Genomic DNA, 20583 nt, shown 5'->3' on the forward strand with positions numbered 1-20583 from the left:
GGTGTTGCGACTTATCTGGCCTGACATCGCGTCCCAAAGATGACGTGACCATGTTCAAATGTGGCATGACGCTACGTCAAACGCCGCAATTCCGCCCCGATTGCGAGACGCCGCTTCGCCCCATTCATGGGATTTAGGCGAAACATCTTGATTTTTGTTCACCTATTGTTCACAACTGTTGTCATGCCAGATGATGCCCAAATCCCGTCACTTATGCCCGGCCAGCTATTGGCGCGGGGCGTCTGCCGCCATCTGCGCAGCCATGATTTTGTAAGCGTCGAAGAACTGACCCCGACTTCTGGCCTGCGCGTCGATGTGATGGCGCTTGGCCCGAAGGGTGAGATTTGGGTGATCGAATGCAAATCGTCGCGGTCCGATTTTCAGTCGGACCACAAATGGGAAGGCTATCTGCCGTGGTGCGACAGGTTTTTCTGGGCCGTTGATACCGTCTTTCCGACAGAGCTTTTGCCCGATGATACCGGTCTGATCATTGCCGATGCCTATGACGCTGAAATCATACGGATGGGGCCGGAAACGAAACTGGCACCGGCCCGCCGCAAGGTGATGATCCAGAAATTTGCGCGCCACGCCGCGATGCGCGCGCATGTGGCGCGTGATCCCGGCCTGATCATGCCAAATGGGTTGCTTTAGCGCTGGCGGAGCTTGGCCAGCAGGGCCGACCATCCGCCCGGAGCCAGCAGTACGGACAAGCCAAAGCCGATAACAAATCCCGATAATTCGGCGATCCACATCTGACCTGCACCAAATATCAGTCCAAACACCAACTGGATGCCAAGCAGGAACCCAATCAATTGAAAGGCCTTCAGCTGGTTTTGCCCGCTTTGCCCAAGGGACAGCCAGACGACATAGGTGTAGGCGCCAATCAGGCCGTAGATAGGTGTGAAAGCGCTGAACAGCGGCGACGTGCCGCTGGCGATCAGGCCAAACACCAACGCGCCGCCAATGGTCGAACCGAAAAACAATACCAGCGTGGCGGGGGTGCGAAACACATCGCCCACGAATTTTCCCAATGCCAAAAGCAGCGCCCCGGCAAACAAAGCCTGCGTGAACGATCCGTGCACAAAGGGGTAGGTGACAAAGCGCCTGAGTAAATCCAGCGTGTAGTCCGACCGCGTGATCATCCAGTCCAACACGGCTGGCGAAAAACCATAGTCCTGCAGCGCCGCCAACCGCCAGCCCAGCCCCCTTGGGCCACCAACAACGCCAGCCTCGGCCAGCGACAATGCGCCTTCGACCAGCACGATGGCCAGGGTCAAAAGAATGATTGCGGGTGGAATAGGGTTCACCGGAGGTTCAAATCCGCCATCTGGGTCGATCATACTGGCCAGTCCTGCCTACTTGCGCGTTGCGTCAGGCATGGGTATGCGACCTTTATCCATATGACCAGAGCGGACCGCAGGCCCATGACACAAGCTTTTACTCCACGCGTATTTTCCGGCATTAAACCGTCCGGCGGCCTGACGCTGGGCAATTATCTTGGCGCCATTAAGCGGTTTGTCGGCATGCAGGGCCAGATGGAAACGATTTACTGCGTGGTCGATATGCACGCCATCACCGTCTGGCAGGACCCGTCTGAGCTAGCCAATGCTACGCGTGAAGTGGCCGCAGGGTATCTGGCCGCGGGTCTTGATCCGGCGACGTCGATCCTGTTCAACCAAAGTCAGGTCAGCGCCCACGCCGAGTTGGGCTGGATTTTCAATTGCGTCGCCCGCGTGGGCTGGATGAATCGCATGACGCAGTTCAAGGACAAGGCGGGATCAAGCGCCGAGAAGGCGTCGCTGGGGCTTTATGCCTATCCTGCGCTGATGGCGGCGGACATTCTGCTGTATCACGCGACGCATGTGCCAGTGGGCGAGGATCAGAAGCAACACGTTGAATTGACACGCGATATTGCGGCCAAATTCAACCATGACTTCAAGGTTGATTTCTTCCCCCGGACCGAGCCTGTGATCGACGGACCGGCGACGCGTGTAATGAACCTGCGCGACGGGACCAAGAAGATGTCAAAGTCCGGCGAAAGCGACATGGAACGCATCAATATGACGGACGGGGCCGACCTGATCGCGAAAAAGTTCAAGAAGGCCAAGACAGATCCGGAGCCTCTGCCCGAGACTCTTGAGGGGCTCAAAGACCGTGCGGAGGCCCGCAATCTGGTCGACATTTATGCGTCACTGTCTGATTCAACGCCAGAGGCTGTGATTGCGGAATACGCAGGCGCAGGGTGGGGGCGGTTCAAGCCCGCGCTGGCCGATCTGGCGGTCGAAAAGCTGGCCCCGATGGGCGACGAGATGGCCCGCCTGATGGCAGACCCCGCCGAGATTGATCGCGTGCTTGCAGAAGGGTCTGAGAAGGCCCGTGCGCTGGCCGCGCCAATTCTGGCGCAGACCTATGATATCGTTGGGCTTTTGCGCGGCCGCTAGCGGGGTTTGACGGCACGGGCGGCCATTGCGGCTGCCTTGATTTCGTCGGCGATTTCCATGGCTTCGTCAGGGTCGAAGTCCATCGGAATTTCGACGCTGCCTGCCTCGATAAAAAGCCGGACCATGCCCTGATCTGTCGGGCCGATCTGCATGTTTGCTTCTACATCGCGTTCGTCGTTGATGCCCATCGTCAGGTCCTTTCTTGTGTTGTCCTGTCCTAACGCGGCGTGGGGATATTTGGCAAGTATCGGGTCTTGCAATCATTCTGACCCCGCGCTAAATCACCCGTGTTGCCGCCTTAGCTCAGTTGGTTAGAGCACTGGTTTGTGGAACCAGGGGTCCCCCGTTCAAGCCGGGGAGGCGGTACCATCCCCCCATTTTGATGTGTGTGATTTGCGTGCACCGGACGTGCACCAAGCGTGCACTGAATTTTTTGGTGTTGCGCCCGCTTGCGCGGTCGCGAGGGGGGCGCGCTGCGCGCCCCCGTTTTGAGTATTTTTGGCAAAATGATGCAGAAGGTTGTGTGTTAGTCCAGCTGCATCTCTGCGATTAACGGCGCCCAGCCTGCGCCGTGCATATCGCGGTCGCGGAGGCTGCCTTGGATTTGCGGGCGGGGGAGGCTGAATTTCACGACGTTCAGGTCCGCAATGTCGAAACGTTTCAGTGTATCCGGATCGGCATTGAACAATGCCGCCACGCGAGCGGTGGATAGGCCTTGGGTGATTTGGGCGAGGGCGGCTGGGCTACCGCAGAAGATGTCGATGGTCAGCCAGAAGGGGCCCGCGTTTTTCGAGCGCACTTTGGTGGCGATGTCGGCGACGGTCGTCATGACAACACCTCGAGGCGGAAGGCGTCCATCGGGTCGGTGAGAGTCATCGTGTGGTGGAGCGCAAAGCTGTAAAGCGGGCCAAGGGGCACTTCTGCGGGTGAGAAGGGGAAGGCGAAGGTTGGTTGTTCTTCTTCCTGCGTGAGCGGGTGGTGCAGTAAGTAGGGGTTAAGCAGGCGGGCGATGTCGTGGGCGGCCTCTGGTGTGGGGGCGGTTACGATTCCCATGACGCCGACCTCGGTGAGGTCGGTCGTGCGGTTTTCGAGCGGGCCAAGCGTGGCGTTCTGGCCGATGATGCGCAGGTCGAGGGTGAAGTCGGTATTGCCGAGGCGGTCGGTGACTTTTGCGCGGTGTTTGACCGTAATATCGTCGCACCATGCCTGCACATTTGCCACATAATGCGCGTCGCGGATTGTGGCCATGACCATCGCTTGATGACCCGCGATGCGCGCGCCTTCTAGTTTGACGGTGTAGGTGTCGGAGGGGACCCATTTGGAGCCGGTGACGCGCACGGAGGTATCGTCGAGCGCGGTGTAGGTTGCGTTTGTGACGTCGAGGTGGCCGCCCGGTTCATAGAGGATGAACGGGTCGGAGTTTTCATAGAGCATGTGTGCCGAGACGGTGTGCGGCGTGGCATGTGCCCCGTCAGCGAGTGGTGTGACGATAAAACCGTCGCCATCGAAGTCCACCATGATGACGCCGGATTGCGGGTTGGTGGCGCAGAGCGCGCCACATTCGCCGATCTTGGCTCCATGCCACGCGGGGCCAGCGTCGTGGCCATGCATGATAGGCAAGGCGGCGATGATCGCGGTGTCGGTGGTGCGGCCCGCGATGATGATATCGGAGCCTGTATTGATGGCGGCGGCGATTTGTTCAGCGCCTGCAAGGGCTACGATATGAGTGCAGTCGGTAATGGTGTTTGCGTCGATTTCGGGTGCGCCGGAGAGGGGAGTGAGGTCGGTTTGCGCGATATCTGCTGGGTCTTGTTCGGATTTCAGCGTGGCGATCTTGGCGGTCAGGCCAGCCTCGCTCAGAATTTCGCGGGTGATGTCGACGAGCCAGTCCACGGTGCTGTCGGTGCCGCATGTGCCTGCGGTGCCGATCACGAGCGGGCAGCCCGCGGTGGCGCGGGCGTGTATGAGGCCCGCCCATTCTGCCTTGGTGCTGGCGCGGGCGTATTTGGAGACGCCGCGACCGAGGTATGAGGGGCCGGAGTCCGTGGAGCCGCCGTCGACCGCGATGAGGTCTGGCTTCAGGGCGACGCCGCGTGCAAGTGCCGTGGCATCGTAGCCAAGGCCCAGTGCGCCGGAGGGGATCAGGACCTTAGTCACTGACGCGCTGCGGTTTTGTGAGGATGTGGCGCAGGAAAATGGGTGCGACGAAACCGATGACGGAGGCGATGATGAGGCCGGTCGAGATGCCCGACGAGAAGAGATACTGCCATTCGCCGTCCGACAGGACCATTGCGTCGCGCAGTTGTTTCTCCATCTGGTGACCGAGCAGGATGCCGAGGATGACCGGCACCGTGGGGATGTCGAGCTTGCGCAGGACGTATCCCAGCACACCGAAGGCCACGACGAGCAGGAGGTCGAAATAGCTGCCTGTGAGAGAGTAGATGCCCACGAAGCTGACCATCGTGACGCCGGGCAACAGGAGGGCCGGTGGGACGCTGAGGATTTTTACGAAGATTTTGACCATTGGCACGTTCATCGCCAGCAGGACAAAGTTCGCGATCAGCAGGGACGCGATGAGGCCCCAGACGACTTCGGGGCGTTCGGTGAACAGTGTAGGGCCAGGGGTGATGTTGAGCGTGACAAGCACGGCCAGCAGCACGGCGGTCGTGCCGGAACCGGGGACGCCGAGGGTCAGCATGGGCACCAGCGCGCCACCGGCGGCGGCGTTATTGCCAGCCTCGGGGGCCGCGACACCTTTGGCGACGCCTGTGCCGAACCCGCCTTTTTCACCGGCGATGGATTTCTCCATCATGTAGGTCATGAAGCTGCCAAGCGATGCGCCTGCACCGGGCAGGACGCCTGCGAAAAAGCCCAGACCGGAGGAGCGGAGCATGGTCCAACGGGTGGACCACAGTTCTTTCCACGGCACGCGCACCTTATCGATCTTGATGCCGACGGCGGAGGTTTTGCCGTGGCTTTCGATGAAGAAGAAGATTTCCGAGACCGCGAACAGGCCTACAATGGCGACGAGGAAGTCGATGCCGTCGTAGAGGTGCAGGTTGCCGCCCGTCATGCGTGGCAGGCCGGAGTTGGGATCAAGGCCGATCATCGCAATCATCAGGCCGATGCAGGAGGCGAGAGCGGCTTTGGCTTGGTTATTGGACGAGATGCCGCCGAGGGTCGAGAAGGCGAGCAGGTAGAGAGCGAAGTATTCGGCGGGGCCGAATTGATAAGCGACGCGGGATAGCAGCGGGGCCAGCAGCATCAGGCCGATGGTGGCGAGGAACGCACCGATGAAGGACGCGAAACCGGAAATGACAAGCGCGTCGCCCGCGCGGCCCGCTTTGGCCATCGGGTAGCCGTCGAGCGTGGTCATCAGGGCGGGCTCGTCGCCGGGGATGTTGAGTAGGATCGACGAGATGCGACCGCCATACATTGCGCCGTAGTAGATCGCGGTGAGCAGGACGAGGGCGGAGACGGCGTCGAGGCCCATCGAGAACGTCAGCGGGATCATGATCGCCACGCCGTTTGACGGGCCGAGACCGGGCAGGGCACCGACGATGGTGCCGATGAAACAACCGATCACGGCCAGCATGAGGGTGTAGGGCGACAGCGCGATGCCGAAGCCCATGGAGAGGTTGGCGAGGATATCCATCAGACGAGGCCCCATGTTTTTGGAAAGCCCTGAAGGCCCAGATCGAGGATGAATTTGAACAGGATGAACAGACCAGCGGACAGGCCGATGCCAGCGAGGGCGGCGCCTTTGACGCTTGGTGTGATCTGGTAGGACAACGCACCCGCGACGATCGCCGTGGGGATCAGAAAGCCAAGCGGCTTGAGCGCGTAGGAGTAGCCAACCAGCAGCACAATCGAAATGCCGATGGAAAAGACGGTCCAAAGTTCGGGCCAGTCGGGTTCTTCATCAGGGCGCAGGATCATCACCACGCAGCAGATGATCGCGACGGATGCCACGCCAATCGGAAAGGCCTTGGAGCCTACGGGATCGGACAAAAAGCTGACCTGAACCTGCGTGGCGCTCGCGATATACACGAGCGCCACAAGGATCATGGCCAGACCAAAGATGCGGTCTGACAAACGGCCCATTTTACTGGATCACACCGATTTCGCGGGACAGTTCTTCAGTCTGGGCGACAACACCGTCGATCCAGCTTTGGAAATCGCCACCGACTTTGGTGAAGGGTGCAAGGCCGTTGTCCTGCATGGCTTGCTGCCACTCAGCGCTGTCTGCGACAGCCTGAAGTTTGGCGCCCCATGCTTCAAAGTCCTCGTCAGAGATGTCCTTTGGGACATAAAGACCACGCCAGTTTACGGCGACGACATCAAGACCCTGCTCGCGGGCGGTGGGGATGTCAAAGCCCGGTACGCGGTCTTCGGTCAGCGTTGCCAGCACGCGAATCTCGCCTGCGTCAAGGAAGCCCACGACCTCTGACATGTCGCCGGTCATGGCTTGGGTAAAGCCACCAACGGTCTGCGTGATCGCGTCGGCGCCACCGTCAACACCGATGTATTTCACGGCTGTGATGTCTTCAAAGCCAGCCTCGCGCAGCACCATCAGCGGCTTGAGGTGGTCAAATCCGCCCACGGCGGAACCGCCAGCGAAAGCAACCGACGCGGGATCTTCTTTGATCGCGTCAACCAGATCGTTCAGCGTGAGGTAAGGGCTGTCAGCAGCCACAACGATCACGCCCGGATCGGCACCGATGGCACCCACAAAGCGGACCTGATCGGCGGTTGCACCACCGTAGGCGTTCTGGGCCAGACGTGTGGTTGTCGCGGACGATGCAGCAACGATCAGGTCGTTATCGTCAGAGCGTTCGTTGACCACGGTAGAGAACGCAAGACCGCCACCGGCACCGGCCATGTTTGTGATCTGCACAGGCGCGTCAACTTCGCCGATATCATACAGGATTTTGCCGATCTGGCGGCAGGTGAAGTCCCAGCCACCACCGGGGTTGGCGGGTGCGATACATTCGGTCGCGTAGGCTGTGGTGCCCGAAAAGGCAAAAAGTGCGCTGGCGGCAATCGCGCCCATAAGCGTCTTTTTCATGTGATGGTTCCTCCCAAAATTCACATATGTCAGGAAGGCACAGCTCCTCCGCTGCGATGCTCCCCCCTTGCATGCGATTAACATTTGGTTCCAACCTGACAGCAACCTGACAGCCACTTGTGAGGGGCAACTTTTTTCAAAGGACACGCGCAGTGCGGTTTTTGCTGGTCGAGGACAATCATGATTTGGGTGGGGCGGTACAGACGCGGCTGTCGCTTGACGGGCATGGCGTGGATTGGGCGCGGTCGCTGGAAGAGGCCGAAGACCATTTGGCCACCGCGACCTATGATTTGATCTTGCTCGACATCATGTTGCCCGACGGGGACGGGCGCGACTTTCTGGCGGCCCACAGACGCGCCAAACGCGACACGCCGGTTATTGTGATGACGGCCCGCTCTGCCGTGTCTGACCGCGTGGCATTGCTTGATACCGGTGCCGATGATTATGTGACAAAACCTTTTGATTTCGCTGAGTTAGAGGCGCGTGTTCGTGCAGTTTTGCGCAGGCGCGGTGGTGCGGCGCAAACGGATGTGGCCTATGCCGATCTGACGTTTGATCCGCTCGCAGCCTCGGTCACGGTTGGAGGTGAGGCGCGCGAGTTGCGTAACCGCGAACTGCGCCTGTTTGAAATTCTGGTGGCCGCGCCGGACCGGATTTTTTCCAAAGGCCAGCTGTGCGACAGGCTTTTTTCAGCGGCAGAGGCTGTCAGTGACAATGCCATCGAAGTTTACGTGGGCCGCTTGCGCAAAAAGCTGGAAGGATCGCAGGCGCGCATCGAAACCGTGCGCGGCGTGGGCTATCGGCTGACAGCGCCGTGATCAGTGCGATGCGCCCTGCGGGATCGATTCGCCAGCGGTTGGTGCTGACCCTGTTGGTGGTTGCGGCTGTTCTGTCGGGACTGCTTTACCTATCCGTGCGCACCGTGGCTGATGCCGCCGTTGAAACAACGCAAGACAGTATTCTGGGGGCTGCGACCGTCGCCATTGCCGAAGAACTGCGTGGCGGTGATGACGGGCTGAGCGTGGATATTCCCTATGCGGCGTTCTCTATGTTGGGGGCCACGGGTGAGGATCGGGTCTTTTACCGCATCTTGATCGGGGAGCAGACCGTCACCGGATACGATGATCTACCGGTCCCTGACCAAGCGCCAAGCGGTCTGACGCCGTATTTCTATTCCACCGCCTATCAGGATGCGCAGGTGCGCGTCGGTGCTGTGACGCGCACCGTGCTTGTTGATGGTAGTCAGGTGATTGTGCAGGTGCTTGTGGCCCAGACCCGCACCACACAAGACGCCATCAGCCGCCAGATGGCCAACCGGGCGGCGGCCCTTGGGCTTGGGTTCTTTGCAATTGCGGCTGTGCTTTCGCTTTTGACCGCGCGATCTGTTCTGCAACCGTTGCAGGGGCTGGCAGAGGCGATGGGGCGTCGCGGCCCGCAAGATTTGCGCCCGTTTGAACGGTCTGTGCCGCTGGAGCTGACGCCACTGACGGGAGCGTTAAACGGGTTTATCGCGCGCTTGCGCGGGGCTTTGTCGCGCACGGAGACTTTTATCACCGAAGCGGCCCATCACGTGCGCACGCCGCTGGCGACGGTGCGGGCGCAGGCCGAAATTGCTTTGCGCCAAACCGATGACGATGCGACCCGTGCCACACTGGGCCGTGTGATCCGTGCGGTTGATGATAGCGCACGGTCTGCCGGACAACTGCTGGACCACGCCACCGTGGTTTACCGGACCGACCAGCGCAGTGACGAGGTTCTGGCGCTTGGCCCGCTGATCACCGATGTCGCGGCGGCGTTTCACACGACGGCCGACATGCGCGATATCACGATCAAGGTGGATGTGCCGCATGACACCATCGCGTTACGCTTTGATCGTCTGCTGCTGGAAAGTGCGCTGCGCAATCTGATCGATAACGCGATCAAATACAGTTTTGAGGACGGATCAATCGCCATCGCGCTCAAGGCTGAGGCGGGTCAGGCCATCATCACGGTCAAGGATCGCGGGCGCGGGCTGGGTGACGACAGCGGCCAGCGGCTTGCGGGACGGTTCCAGCGCGGTGCGAATGTGGAAGATGTGATCGGGTCAGGGCTTGGTCTGACAATCGTGCGTGACGTGGCCCGCGCGGTTGGCGGCAGCTTTACGATCCGCAATAGGGAAGGGGGCGGCACATGCGCCATTTTGATCTTACCGCTTGGATAGGCGTGGCTTGGCTCGCGCTGGCGGGGGCCGCTGCTGCCTTTGAAATCGAGGAGGACACGACATTTGCTGGCACGGGGTCGGCGCAAATCAGTGTGCTATCGACAACCGATACCCAGGCCTTTGCCCCCGTGATCATAGCCTTTCAGAAGGATCGGCCCGATGTGACCGTGCGCTATGTGGTGGCCAATAGTCAGGACGTGTTTTCCGCTGTTCAGGATCAGGCGGCGTTTGATCTGGTGATCTCGTCAGCGATGGATTTACAACTGAAGCTGGCCAATGACGGTTTCGCCCAAGGCTACAGCAGTGCCGCGACCACCGGCCTGCCGTCATGGGCGAAATGGCGTGACCAGTTGTTTGCATTTGCGCAAGAACCTGTGGTCATGGTGCTGTCGCGCGCAGGATTTGACGGTTTGCCGCTACCACGCACCCGCGCCGACCTGATCCGCACGCTGCGCGATCACCCTGACCGTTTTGCGGGGCGCGTCGGCACCTATGATCCGCAGCAATCCGGCGCGGGATACCTCTTTGCAACGCAAGACGCCCGCCAGTCCGACACAAGCTGGCGTCTGGCGGAAGTGATGGGCGGTCTGGATCCGCAGCTTTTTACTGCCAGCGGTGACATGATTGCAGGTGTGCAGGGCGGTCGGCTGGACGTTGCGCTGAATGTGCTGGGCAGTTACGCCGCTGCGCGTCTGCCCGTTGGCGGGGACGGTGTGATCGTGGCCCCGCAAGACTTTACCCATGTTCTTTTGCGCACCGCGCTGATCCCCCGCGACGCAGCAGCGCCCGCATTGGGGCAGGCATTCCTTGATTTTCTGCTATCGGAAGAAGGACAGCGGCTGATCGAGGATGAAACGGGTTTGCCGCGTATTAACGAGGCGGCGTTGGCCGCAGGGCCGCATCTGCGCCCGATCAGGCTTGATCCCGGGCTTTTGGTGTTTGTCGATCCGTTGATGCGGCAGCGCTTTCTTGAGGAATGGACAGCGGCAGTGGTGCAGCCGTGATGACGGCATGGGCAAGCTGACAATGCGACCAATATTTTGCGCGGATATTTGGGTTCACCCCGCGCACAGGGCTGGCGATGCGGCGGCGTTGGCGCTAGGGACGGGGCATGCAAACAACCGTCACCTTTGAGATCGCCGATGCCCCGCCACCCCGACTGGATAAGGCGCTGGCCCGCGATGTGCCGCAAGATGCCGCGCTGTCCCGCTCGCGGCTGGCCAAGCTGATCGCGGACGGTGCGGTGCAGGTCGATGGTGTCAGCGTCACCGATCCGCGGTTTCGCGTCGCTGCGGGCGCGCAGATCAGCATCACGGTCGCGGTGGCGCAAGAAAGCCATATCACGGGCGAGGAGATCCCCCTGACCGTGGTCTATGAAGACGACGATCTGATCGTGATAAACAAACCGGCGGGCATGGTAGTTCATCCGGCCCCCGGCACGCCTAGCGGCACATTGGTCAACGCGCTCATCCATCACTGTGGTGACGGTCTATCAGGCGTGGGCGGCATGAAACGCCCCGGTATTGTGCACCGGATCGACAAGGAAACAACCGGACTGCTGGTCGCCGCCAAAAGCGATCAGGCGCATAATGGTCTGGCCAAGCAGTTCGCCGATCATACCGTTGCGCGGCGTTATCTGGCGGTGTGTTACGGCGTGCCGTCATCGAATGATCCGCGTTTGCGTGGGATCAAGGGGACGTCTTTTGAGCCGGGCAATATCCTGAAGGTCCAGACGTTTCTGGGCCGCCACAAAACCGACCGTCAAAAGCAGGCGGTGTCGTTTGACCAAGGCAGACACGCCGTGACCCGCGCGCGGGTGATCGAAGAACTGGGCCAGCCTGCTGCTGCCGCCCTGATCGAATGTTGGCTGGAAACTGGCCGGACACATCAAATCCGCGTGCATCTCGCCCATTGTGGTCACGCGCTCATCGGTGATCCGGTTTATGGCGGGCGGCGCAAGCTGTCGTCCAAGGCCGTTGGCGAAGATGGTGTTACAGCCGCCCATGGCTTTGCGCGTCAGGCCTTGCACGCGGCGACATTGGGGTTTCGGCATCCGGTGACGGGGGAAAGCCTTGAATTTGCAGCTGAAATGCCTGCCGATATGACTGAATTGGCTAGCGCTTTGCGCACATCTGCGTGAAATAAACGATCCCGTGTGCGTGAGCGCGCAGTGCGGAACCTTCACTTTGGCACGCCGTTCTTCATATAACAGTTACGAAATCGCAGTAGGCGGACCTTGAAAGCCGTCACTTTGCTACCCATATCCATGTTAAGCCCGTAAACATCACTCTGATGCACCGGGTGGGGAGACGAATAAAATGAGCAATTATGCCAATCTGCCGGCACCATCGCCGGAACAAGGCCTGAACCGCTACATGCAGGAAATCCGCAAGTTTCCAATGCTGGAGCCTGAGCAGGAATACATGCTGGCCAAGCGCTGGGTCGATCACGAAGATACTGACGCGGCCCACCAGATGGTCACGTCGCACCTGCGTTTGGCGGCCAAGATCGCAATGGGTTATCGCGGCTACGGCCTGCCACAGGCCGAAGTGATTTCCGAGGCCAATGTGGGCCTGATGCAGGCGGTCAAACGCTTTGACCCTGAAAAGGGCTTCCGCCTTGCGACCTATGCAATGTGGTGGATCCGTGCGTCTATTCAGGAATACATCCTGCGGTCCTGGAGCCTTGTGAAGCTGGGCACCACGTCCGCGCAGAAAAAACTGTTCTTTAACCTGCGCAAAGCCAAAAACCGTATCGGTGCGTTGGAAGAAGGCGATCTGCGCCCCGAAAACGTGGCCCGTATCGCCAATGACCTTGGCGTGACCGAAGCCGAAGTGACATCGATGAACCGGCGTCTGTCGGGCGGCGATGCGTCGCTGAACGCGACTGTCGGGTCCGAAGGCGAAGGCACGATGCAATGGCAGGACTGGCTTGAGGACGAAAGCGCCGATACCGCCGGTGACTATGAAGAAACCGACGAGATGGAGCAGCGCCGCGCATTGCTGGCCGAAGCGATGGACGTGCTGAACGACCGCGAAAAGGACATTCTTGTCCAGCGCCGTCTGGCCGAAGAAACCGTGACGCTGGAAGACCTGAGCGGGCAGTACGATGTGTCCCGCGAGCGTATTCGCCAGATCGAGGTGCGCGCGTTTGAAAAGCTGCAAAAGCGTATGCATGATCTTGCCAAAGAAAAGGGCATGCTTGAACCGGCATAAGCCGCGATCCAGCAGCTGAACATTTAATCCCCGTCGGAGCCTCCGGCGGGGATTTCTTTTGCCTTAAAGGCGGGTCCGGCTTTTCTCGGAGGCGGGGATGGCGCTAGGGTGGTGCGACAAATACGGGGGACGGTATGACAATGAACTGGGGTGTTTTGGGGGCTGCGGCCTTTGCGCGGGATCATATGGCCCCCGCGATCCATGCCGCACGCGGCGCACGGCTTGCTGCTTTGGCCACGTCCTCTCCTGATAAAGGTGCTGCGTTTCAGGCCTTTGCGCCCGATCTGCGCATCATGGACAGCTACGATGCGCTTCTGGCCGACCCTGCGATTGATGCCGTCTACATACCGCTGCCGAACCATCTGCATGTCGAGTGGACTATCAAGGCGCTTGAGGCGGGCAAGCACGTCCTTTGCGAAAAGCCGATTGCGCTGGAGGCTGGTCAATTTGACAAGTTGGAGGCTGCACAGGCCGCATCTGGCAAGCTGGCCGCCGAGGCGTTTATGATTGTCCATCACCCGCAATTCACCCGCGCCCGCGATCTTGTGCAAAGTGGTGCGATTGGGAAGGTCATGCATGTGGACGCGACCTTTAGCTATAATAACGCAGGCGAGGCCGAGAATATCCGCAACAAGCCTGACACCGGTGGCGGCGGGCTGCCGGACATCGGCGTGTATACTTTTGGTGCCGCGCGTTTCGTGACGGGCCAAGACTGCACGCGCGTCGATTTTGCCGATATCCGCTATGAAAACGGCGTGGATGTCTTTGCGCAGGTGGCGGCGAAACTGGGTGACATCAGCTATGCTGCGACCGTGTCGATGCGCATGTTTCCGCGCCAGCAGATTACCTTTCACGGCGACAAAGGCGTGCTCACGCTGACATGCCCGTTTAATGCAAACCTGCATGACATGGCACAACTGCGCCTTGAGACAGAGGCTGGACGCGTGTCGACAGAACGCTGGCCCGCTGCCAATCACTATGTCTTGCAGGTCGAGGCGTTCGGCGATGCGGCCCGCAATGGCACGCCTTACGCTTGCCCTTTGACGTTTTCGCGTGGCACACAAGAGATGATGGACATGGTTTTCGCAGCCGGTCCAAAGCCATAAAGGAGCGGTGCAATGACGCAGAATGCTGATAACGGCGATTTTGAACCGATGTGGCAGCGGTTGCTGTGGATGATCATCATTGCGGTATTGCTGAGCTTCGCGCAGTCGCTTTTGTGGGTCATCACCATCGCGCAGTTCATCATCATGCTGGTCAACAAGCGCGAACCGAACGAACAGTTGCAGGAATTCGGCACCACGATGGGGGTCTGGATGGCCAAGGCTGTCCGTTATCTGACCGCTGGTAGCGAGGTGAAGCCGTGGCCGTGGACGGAGCTTGATTGATGGCAGGGGGTTGGGCCAAGGACGGGGCAGTGTCCGAACAGATTGAGGCATCAATTAATGACGAACTTGCACGGCTGAAGGCGCGCAAGGGGCCGCAAGGCGAAAGCCTGACGCACTGTGCCGAATGCGAAGAGCCGATCCCGGAGGCGCGGCGCGAGGCGTTGCCCGGCGTCAAACTCTGCATCAACTGCCAGAACGAACGCGACGGGGCATTCAAGGCCCGCGGCGGGATCAACCGCCGCGGATCAAAGGATAGTCAGCTGAAATAAGCGGCTAGTCTTCCATCGCTTCCAGTTCGTCGATGAACCCTTCGATCATCGACAGGCCCTTGTCCCAGAATTTGGGATCAGAGGCATCAAGGCCAAACGGGGCCAGCAATTCTTTGTGGTGCTTGGACCCGCCCGCCTTGAGCATATCAAAGTATTTGTCTTTGAAGTCGGGATCGCCTTCTTCGTAGACCGCATAAAGCGCGTTTACCAAACCGTCGCCGAATGCATAGGCGTAGACGTAGAACGGCGAATGAACGAAGTGCGGGATGTAGGCCCAGAACGTCTCGTAACCTTCGTGGAAATCGAACACGTCCCCAAGGCTTTCGGCCTGCACCGACATCCACAGCGCGTTGATGTCATCAGGGGTCAGTTCACCCTGCGCACGTGCGGCGTGCAGCTTGCATTCAAAGTCGTAGAACGCGATCTGGCGCACGACCGTGTTGATCATATCCTCAACCTTGCCCGCCAGCAGAACCTTGCGCTCTTGCTTGTCCTTGGCGCCTTCGAGCAGCTTGCGGAAGGTCAGCATCTCGCCAAACACGGAAGCGGTTTCCGCCAGTGTCAGCGGGGTCGAGGACAGCAATTCACCTTGTTCCGCCGCCAGCACCTGATGCACGCCGTGGCCCAACTCGTGCGCCAGCGTCATCACATCACGCGGTTTGCCGAGATAGTTCAGCATCACGTAGGGGTGCACATTGGTGACTGTGGGGTGGGCAAAAGCGCCAGGGGCCTTGCCCGGTTTGACGGGGGCATCGATCCAGCCTTTAGTAAAAAACGGCTCTGCCAGATCGGCCATCTTGGGGTCGAAATCACCGTAGGCGGTCATCACCGTGTCGCGCGCCTCGTCCCAGTTGACCAACCGGTCACTTTCCATCGGCAAAGGCGCGTTGCGGTCCCACGTTTGCATGCGGTCCAGCCCCAGCCATTTGGCTTTCAGCTTGTAATACCGGTGGCTGAGACGGGGATAGGCGGCGACAACCGCATCGCGCAGCGCCTCGACCACTTCGGCCTCGACGTGGTTGGACAGATGGCGGCCTGTTTGGGGCGTTGGCATCTTGCGCCAACGATCCTCGATCTCTTTTTCTTTAGCCAGCGTATTGTGGACACGTGCGAAAATCTTGATGTTTTCCGCGAACACAGCGGCAAGGGAATGACTGGCCGCCTCGCGTTTGCCGCGGTTTTGGTCGGTGAGGAGGTTCAGCGTCGCTTCCAGATTGAGCGTTTCACCGTCCACGTCAAACTCAAGGCCCGCCATGGTTTCATCAAACAGGCGGTTCCACGCGGCGGCACCTACGGTGGACTGGTCGTGCAGAAACTTCTCAAGCTCGTCGGACAGTTGGTAAGGCTTCATCGCCCGCATGCGGTCAAAAACGGGTTTGTAGCGGGCCAGATCGCTGTTTTGTGCCAGCAGACCGTCTAGATGCGCGTCATCCAAACGGTTGAACTCCAGCCCGTAAAACACCAGCGGGGTTGTGAAACTTGTGATTTTGTCCTGCGCATCGGCCATGAATTTGGCGCGGTCGGCATCCGTGGTGATCTGGTAATACCGCAGACCCGCGTAGGACATGATGCGGCCCGCGATCATATCAATCTCTTCGTAGCGCTGCACTGCTTTCAACAGGCCGGCAGCATCAAGGTCGGCCAGCTTGCCGTCGTAATCATTGGCAAAATCGGCGCAGGCCTGATCAAGCCACGCCATGTCGCGCTTCAACGCGTCGCTATCCTCACCGGGGTACAGATCGGTAAGATCCCACTCGGGCAGATCGCCGAATGCGGACCCGCCGCTGACGTTGGCATCATAGACAGGGCTGACAAATTTCATGCGCTTTACCTTTTCTTATCATCTGTTTGTGAGATAGGCCCTCGGCCCCAGTGATGAAAGGACAATGGCAAGAATTAAGTGGAAAACCCGTAAAGTCGCGCCGGATTATCGACCAGAATTGTATTTCGTGTCGCCGCGTCAGGCACAGCCCGCAGGAATGTCTGCCACAGATCAGTGGTCTGCGGCATTTGCGCGCCATTCAGCATGATATGCGGCCAGTCAGAGCCCCATAAACACCGTTCCGGGTTGGCCGCGACAAGTGCGGCTACATGCGCATCGGCCTGCGTGTATGGCGCATCGCAAAGCCGGTAGAGGCCGGACAGTTTGACGTAGGCATCGCCATCCGCAAGCGCGCGGCACAGCGCCTGAAATCCGGGGTGGTCCGGACCCAAGGACAGGTCCGGCCAACCGATATGGTCAAAGACCACAGGCACGGGCAGGGCGCGCACGTCATCGGCAAGGCCTTCCATGTGCTGGTCTGCGTGCATCAGCATCTGGATGTGCATGTCGCGGTCGGCCAGCATCGGGGCCATCGCCTTTGCCCCATCCCACGTCAGCACGCCGCCATGCACGTAGTTCAGTCGCACGCCTTTCAGGTTCCACTCTACAAATTGGTCAAGTGCTGCGGCATCGGCGCCGTCCGGCAATAGACCGATGCCCTTGAAACCATGGCCCAGGTCGCGCACGGCCTGCACCGTTACCGTGTTATCAAGCCCGTAAAAAATCGACTGCACGACAACACCGCGTGTGATGCCAAGAGCCGCAAGCTGCGCTTTGTAGTCTGCCAGATAAGCGGCATAGCTTTGCGCGGGGTCTTCTGTGCGGCCATCGAACAGCGGAAATTCGTCGGGGCCACCCAACAGATGCACATGCGTATCGCAGGCGTTCTCTGGCGCTTTGTGGGCAGCGTCAATCGGTTGTGGTGGCAGTGGGCTGGTGGGTTTAGCCATATATTTCAAGCATTTCCTTTAGGTCGTCCAGCGTGTTCGCCTCGGACACAGGTTTGTCCTTACGCCAACGTAGCATACGGGGAAAACGCAAGGCTACGCCCGATTTGTGGCGTGGGCTGGCCTGAATGCCTTCGAACGCGATCTCGAACACGTGCTCTGCCGGAACCTGCCGGACAGGTCCGAACTTTTGCAGCGTGTTGCGGCGCACCCAGTTGGTGATCTGGCGAAATTCGGCATCGGTCAGGCCTGAATAGGCCTTGGTAAAAGGTGTGAGTTCGTTGCCATTCCAGACTGCAAACGTGTAGTCGGTGAACAGGTTGGCGCGGCGGCCAGAGCCGGATTGCGCATAGATCATCACCGCATCAATCGTCAGCGGATCAACCTTCCATTTCCACCAGTCACCGCGTTTGCGGCCCGCCAGATAGGGGCTGTGCTTGTTCTTGAGCATCAGCCCTTCTGCATTCAACTCGCGTGATCTGTCGCGTTCCTTGGCAAGCGTATCCCACCCGTCAAAATCGACCGAGGCTGACAGGCGGATCGGCGCATCCGCGGGTGCGGCCTGAACGAGTTGTTCAAGGTGCGCCCTCCGGGTCAGAAACGTATTGTCACGAATGTCCTGCCCGCCGTGTTCCAAAAGGTCGTAGGCCATCAGGATCACCGGCGCTTCGGCCAGCAGCTTTTTTGGCACGGTCTTGCGTCCGATCCGTTTTTGCAGGGCGTTGAATGACAAGGGGGTTTCGTCGGCAAAGGCCAGCACCTCTCCGTCGATCACGGTGCCGTCGGGCAGGTAGTCGCGCAGCTGCGCCAGTTCGGGAAAGCGGTCGGTCATCAGGTCTTCGCCGCGTGACCAAAGGTGATGTTCACCGCCCCGCAGAATGAACTGTCCGCGAATGCCGTCCCATTTCCGCTCTGCATTCCAGTCGGCGGGGTCGCCCAAATCGTCAAGCGTATCAAGCCCGTAGGCGAGATAGAACGGGTAGGGGCGTGACAGGTCGGCGGTGGGATCATCCGCTTCGATCAGGCTTTCCCATGTGACGGTTTCTGGCGTCCAGTTGCCCATCAACTTGTGGGTCAGAATGGCTTCGTCCTGATCGGTGGCCTGTGCCAAGGCGCGGGTCATCAGCTTGGTGCTGACGCCAACGCGAAATCCACCTGTCAGCAGCTTGGTGAACAAGAACCGCTCCGTGTTGGGCAGGCTATCCCATGCGGCCAGAATACCAGCCTTGCGGTCGTCGTCCTCAAGCGTGGACAGGTGTTTGATCGTGGTGATCCAGTGCGTAAGGCTGCGATCTTCGTGCGCCTTTGGCGGGGGCAACACCAACGAGATGGTTTCAGCCAGATCACCGACGATGTGATAGCTGTCCTCAAACAGCCAGTCAGGTAAGCCTGCCAGTTCCGCTGCCCACTCGCGCAGGCGTGTGGCGGTGATTGTGCGTTTTGGTCTGCGGCCCGAGAACAGAGCAATCGTCCAAAGCTTGTCGTCGTCAGGTGCAGCGCGGAAGTAGTCGGCCAAAGCCGCGGTTTTGACGCTTGTGCGCGTGGTCTCATCAATGCGGGTGAAAAGGGCTGCGAAATCCTTCATTCGCGTATCTCGTGCAGCACGCCGGTTACATCAGTGAGGGCGACAAAGCCGAAGCCGCCTTGTGCGGGGGCCATGCGGCTGTCCACTGCATTGTCACGGTTGTCGCCCAACACGAACACATAGCCCGCAGGCACGATGAATATGCCAGTATCATCGCCACGCGATGCACCAAGGTCGAGCGTGTCGTAGCTCACACCGCCCAGCGTTTCGGTGTGGCGCAGGATCAGGCAATGATCTGTCATCGGAGTGGGCACGGGGCAACGGGGCACGCTACCCGCCTCGCGCTGCATCACTTGCCGATAGTCGGGTTGCGGCACGCGCGGCACAGGCGCACCGTCGATAATCAGCGCCCCACCTGACATCTGCACGGACTGTCCGGCAAGGCCGACAACGCGGCTTAGATAGGTTTGGTCGAATGCCAAATGGGTCACAACATCGCCCGCGGCAACATTATCAAAATCAGTGCGCACGATGATGCATTGGCCCGGTTCCAAAGTCGGCTTCATGGAGCCTGACACAGGCGCGTAGCGGTCAAACGGGCCGGTGATACATTCCAGACAGACACAGACCGATTGCGCGGCGGCAGGGCCGGACAGAAGCGCCAAGGCAGCGAGGGTGCGGATCATGATGCGGCTTCCTTTTCGACGATATCTTCGTCCTCGGCATCGCCGCTATATTCGGTGCTGACGATATGCGCGTCATAGCCCTGTTCGGACAGCCACCGCTGGAATGTGGATGTATAGCCATGCGTGGCGAATACTTTGGTGGCGCCGGTTTCCTTGATCGCCGCATTCAGCCCGTCCCAATCGGCGTGATCGGATACCACGAACCCGCGATCGGCCGCACGACGGCGGCGGGTGCCGCGCACGGCCATCCAGCCTGATGCAAAGGCAGAAGATGCGTTTGGAAACCGCCGCATCCACGGCCCGCCCATCGCACCCGGTGTGGCAAGGATCAGCGCGCCTGGGTGGTCTTTGTAAGTCGTCTCGGCGGTGGTGCGGATTGTATCGGGCAGGGTGATCCCTTGATCGCGCAGCACCGCATTGGTGTTTTCAATCGCGGCATGGGTCAGGATCGGCCCAATGGACGGGTCCACTGTGGTCAGAAGGCGCTGCGCCTTGCCCAGTGCGTAACATCCCAGCACGGCGGGGCGTCCGGCAGCCGCACATGCCGCCCACCAGCTGTTGATCTGCTCGGACAGGATATCTTGCGGGGTCCACGAAAAGACCGGCATGCCAAAGGTGCATTCGGTGATGAAGGCGTGGCATTTCACAGGTTCAAACGGCTCCGAGATGCCGTCGTCTACCGTTTTGTAGTCGCCGGAAACGACCCAGACCTCTCCGCCGACTTCCACGCGAATCTGGGCCGATCCGATGACGTGGCCTGCGGGGTGATACGATACTTTTGCGCCGCCGATCTGGCGCACCTCGCCATAGGGGATGGTTTCGATCACGGCCTCATCGCCAAGGCGGTGTTGCATGACTGGCTTGGCCGCGGGCGTTGCCAGATAGCGTTTCATCCCCCAGCGCGAATGGTCCGCATGTCCGTGGGTAATCAGCGCGCGGTCCACCGGGCGCCACGGGTCGATGTAGAAATCGCCAGCGGGGCAATAAATACCGCGGTCGGTGAAGGTCAGTACGTCAGCCAT

22 protein-coding genes and 1 tRNA gene are annotated in these 20583 nt (G+C 59.9%); 11 read left to right on the forward strand and 12 right to left on the reverse strand.

Features of this window, described 5'->3' with window-relative positions; translation table 11 throughout:
- Positions 1 to 183 precede the first annotated feature (183 nt).
- Positions 184 to 651 carry an MmcB family DNA repair protein gene (locus V8J84_RS07720; RefSeq protein ID WP_339929743.1) on the forward strand — a complete coding sequence of 156 codons (468 nt, stop codon included), beginning with the start codon at positions 184 to 186 and terminating at the stop codon, positions 649 to 651.
- Here the strand turns inward: V8J84_RS07720 and V8J84_RS07725 are convergent.
- Positions 648 to 1340: a rhomboid family intramembrane serine protease gene (locus V8J84_RS07725; protein WP_339929745.1), complete on the reverse strand. Its 693-nt coding sequence runs from the start codon at positions 1338 to 1340 to the stop codon at positions 648 to 650. The genes V8J84_RS07720 and V8J84_RS07725 overlap by 4 nt on opposite strands.
- Before the next feature lie 84 nt (positions 1341 to 1424).
- On the opposite strand from V8J84_RS07725, the gene trpS reads away from it, so the two are divergent.
- Positions 1425 to 2441, forward strand: coding sequence for a tryptophan--tRNA ligase (trpS, locus tag V8J84_RS07730; protein ID WP_339929747.1), 1017 nt, complete (start codon positions 1425 to 1427; stop codon positions 2439 to 2441).
- Here the strand turns inward: trpS and V8J84_RS07735 are convergent.
- Positions 2438 to 2629, reverse strand: coding sequence for a DUF6324 family protein (locus V8J84_RS07735; RefSeq protein ID WP_339929749.1), 192 nt, complete (start codon positions 2627 to 2629; stop codon positions 2438 to 2440). The two genes, trpS and V8J84_RS07735, sit on opposite strands and share 4 nt — an antisense overlap.
- 104 nt (positions 2630 to 2733) lie before the next feature.
- Between V8J84_RS07735 and V8J84_RS07740 the strand changes: the two genes are divergently transcribed.
- Positions 2734 to 2810: transfer RNA gene (locus V8J84_RS07740), tRNA-His, on the forward strand.
- A 157-nt stretch (positions 2811 to 2967) separates the two neighbouring features.
- On the opposite strand, the gene V8J84_RS07745 is transcribed toward V8J84_RS07740, so the two are convergent.
- Genes V8J84_RS07745 through V8J84_RS07765 form a run of 5 tightly spaced genes read right to left on the reverse strand, consistent with a single transcriptional unit; the run spans position 2968 to position 7509 of the window.
- On the reverse strand, positions 2968 to 3270 hold the full coding sequence (locus V8J84_RS07745) for a DUF4387 family protein (protein ID WP_339929751.1): 303 nt from the start codon (positions 3268 to 3270) through the stop codon (positions 2968 to 2970).
- Positions 3267 to 4598 (reverse strand): acyclic terpene utilization AtuA family protein, encoded by a 1332-nt coding sequence (locus V8J84_RS07750; protein ID WP_339929753.1) that lies wholly within the window; start codon positions 4596 to 4598, stop codon positions 3267 to 3269. Before V8J84_RS07750 ends, V8J84_RS07745 begins: the two co-directional genes overlap by 4 nt.
- Entirely contained in the window at positions 4591 to 6096 is a 1506-nt protein-coding gene (locus V8J84_RS07755) for a tripartite tricarboxylate transporter permease (RefSeq protein ID WP_339929755.1), read from the reverse strand. Before V8J84_RS07755 ends, V8J84_RS07750 begins: the two co-directional genes overlap by 8 nt.
- Positions 6096 to 6545, reverse strand: a complete 450-nt coding sequence (locus V8J84_RS07760; protein WP_339929757.1) for a tripartite tricarboxylate transporter TctB family protein — start codon at positions 6543 to 6545, stop codon at positions 6096 to 6098. The genes V8J84_RS07755 and V8J84_RS07760 overlap by 1 nt, the downstream gene beginning before the upstream one ends.
- A 1-nt stretch (position 6546) precedes the next feature.
- Complete coding sequence (locus V8J84_RS07765) at positions 6547 to 7509, reverse strand: Bug family tripartite tricarboxylate transporter substrate binding protein (RefSeq protein WP_339929759.1); 963 nt, start codon at positions 7507 to 7509, stop codon at positions 6547 to 6549.
- A gap of 152 nt (positions 7510 to 7661) precedes the next feature.
- On the opposite strand from V8J84_RS07765, the gene V8J84_RS07770 reads away from it, so the two are divergent.
- From V8J84_RS07770 to V8J84_RS07805, 8 genes are all read left to right on the forward strand, one after another.
- Positions 7662 to 8327, forward strand: a complete 666-nt coding sequence (locus tag V8J84_RS07770; RefSeq protein ID WP_339929761.1) for a response regulator transcription factor — start codon at positions 7662 to 7664, stop codon at positions 8325 to 8327.
- Between the two features lie 41 nt (positions 8328 to 8368).
- Positions 8369 to 9709, forward strand: coding sequence for a sensor histidine kinase (locus V8J84_RS07775; RefSeq protein WP_339929763.1), 1341 nt, complete (start codon positions 8369 to 8371; stop codon positions 9707 to 9709).
- Entirely contained in the window at positions 9679 to 10713 is a 1035-nt protein-coding gene (locus V8J84_RS07780) for an ABC transporter substrate-binding protein (RefSeq protein WP_339929765.1), read from the forward strand. The genes V8J84_RS07775 and V8J84_RS07780 overlap by 31 nt, the downstream gene beginning before the upstream one ends.
- A gap of 107 nt (positions 10714 to 10820) precedes the next feature.
- Positions 10821 to 11849: an RluA family pseudouridine synthase gene (locus V8J84_RS07785; RefSeq protein WP_339929767.1), complete on the forward strand. Its 1029-nt coding sequence runs from the start codon at positions 10821 to 10823 to the stop codon at positions 11847 to 11849.
- Positions 11850 to 12027: 178 nt separating this feature from the next.
- Complete coding sequence (rpoH, locus tag V8J84_RS07790; protein WP_339929769.1) at positions 12028 to 12924, forward strand: RNA polymerase sigma factor RpoH; 897 nt, start codon at positions 12028 to 12030, stop codon at positions 12922 to 12924.
- A gap of 134 nt (positions 12925 to 13058) precedes the next feature.
- Entirely contained in the window at positions 13059 to 14030 is a 972-nt protein-coding gene (locus V8J84_RS07795) for a Gfo/Idh/MocA family protein (RefSeq protein WP_339929771.1), read from the forward strand.
- 12 nt (positions 14031 to 14042) lie between these two features.
- Entirely contained in the window at positions 14043 to 14312 is a 270-nt protein-coding gene (locus tag V8J84_RS07800) for a DUF4389 domain-containing protein (RefSeq protein ID WP_339929773.1), read from the forward strand.
- The gene (locus V8J84_RS07805; RefSeq protein ID WP_339929775.1) at positions 14312 to 14581 is read left to right on the forward strand and encodes a DksA/TraR family C4-type zinc finger protein; all 270 of its coding nucleotides are present in this window, start codon (positions 14312 to 14314) and stop codon (positions 14579 to 14581) included. Before V8J84_RS07800 ends, V8J84_RS07805 begins: the two co-directional genes overlap by 1 nt.
- A gap of 4 nt (positions 14582 to 14585) precedes the next feature.
- Here V8J84_RS07805 and V8J84_RS07810 read toward each other — a convergent pair whose 3' ends face one another.
- The 5 genes from V8J84_RS07810 to V8J84_RS07830 form a co-directional block, all read right to left on the reverse strand.
- On the reverse strand, positions 14586 to 16403 hold the full coding sequence (locus V8J84_RS07810) for a M3 family oligoendopeptidase (RefSeq protein WP_339929777.1): 1818 nt from the start codon (positions 16401 to 16403) through the stop codon (positions 14586 to 14588).
- A 74-nt stretch (positions 16404 to 16477) separates the two neighbouring features.
- Entirely contained in the window at positions 16478 to 17353 is an 876-nt protein-coding gene (locus V8J84_RS07815) for an amidohydrolase family protein (protein ID WP_339929779.1), read from the reverse strand.
- A complete protein-coding gene (locus V8J84_RS07820) occupies positions 17346 to 18935 on the reverse strand; it encodes an ATP-dependent DNA ligase (RefSeq protein WP_339929781.1) in 1590 nt (529 codons plus the stop codon). Before V8J84_RS07820 ends, V8J84_RS07815 begins: the two co-directional genes overlap by 8 nt.
- On the reverse strand, positions 18932 to 19561 hold the full coding sequence (gene lepB / locus V8J84_RS07825; protein WP_339929783.1) for a signal peptidase I: 630 nt from the start codon (positions 19559 to 19561) through the stop codon (positions 18932 to 18934). The genes V8J84_RS07820 and lepB overlap by 4 nt, the downstream gene beginning before the upstream one ends.
- Entirely contained in the window at positions 19558 to 20583 is a 1026-nt protein-coding gene (locus V8J84_RS07830) for a ligase-associated DNA damage response exonuclease (RefSeq protein ID WP_339929785.1), read from the reverse strand. The genes lepB and V8J84_RS07830 overlap by 4 nt, the downstream gene beginning before the upstream one ends.

The organism is Yoonia sp. 208BN28-4, assembly GCF_037543925.1.
In the GTDB taxonomy this organism is placed as follows: Bacteria; Pseudomonadota; Alphaproteobacteria; order Rhodobacterales; family Rhodobacteraceae; genus Yoonia.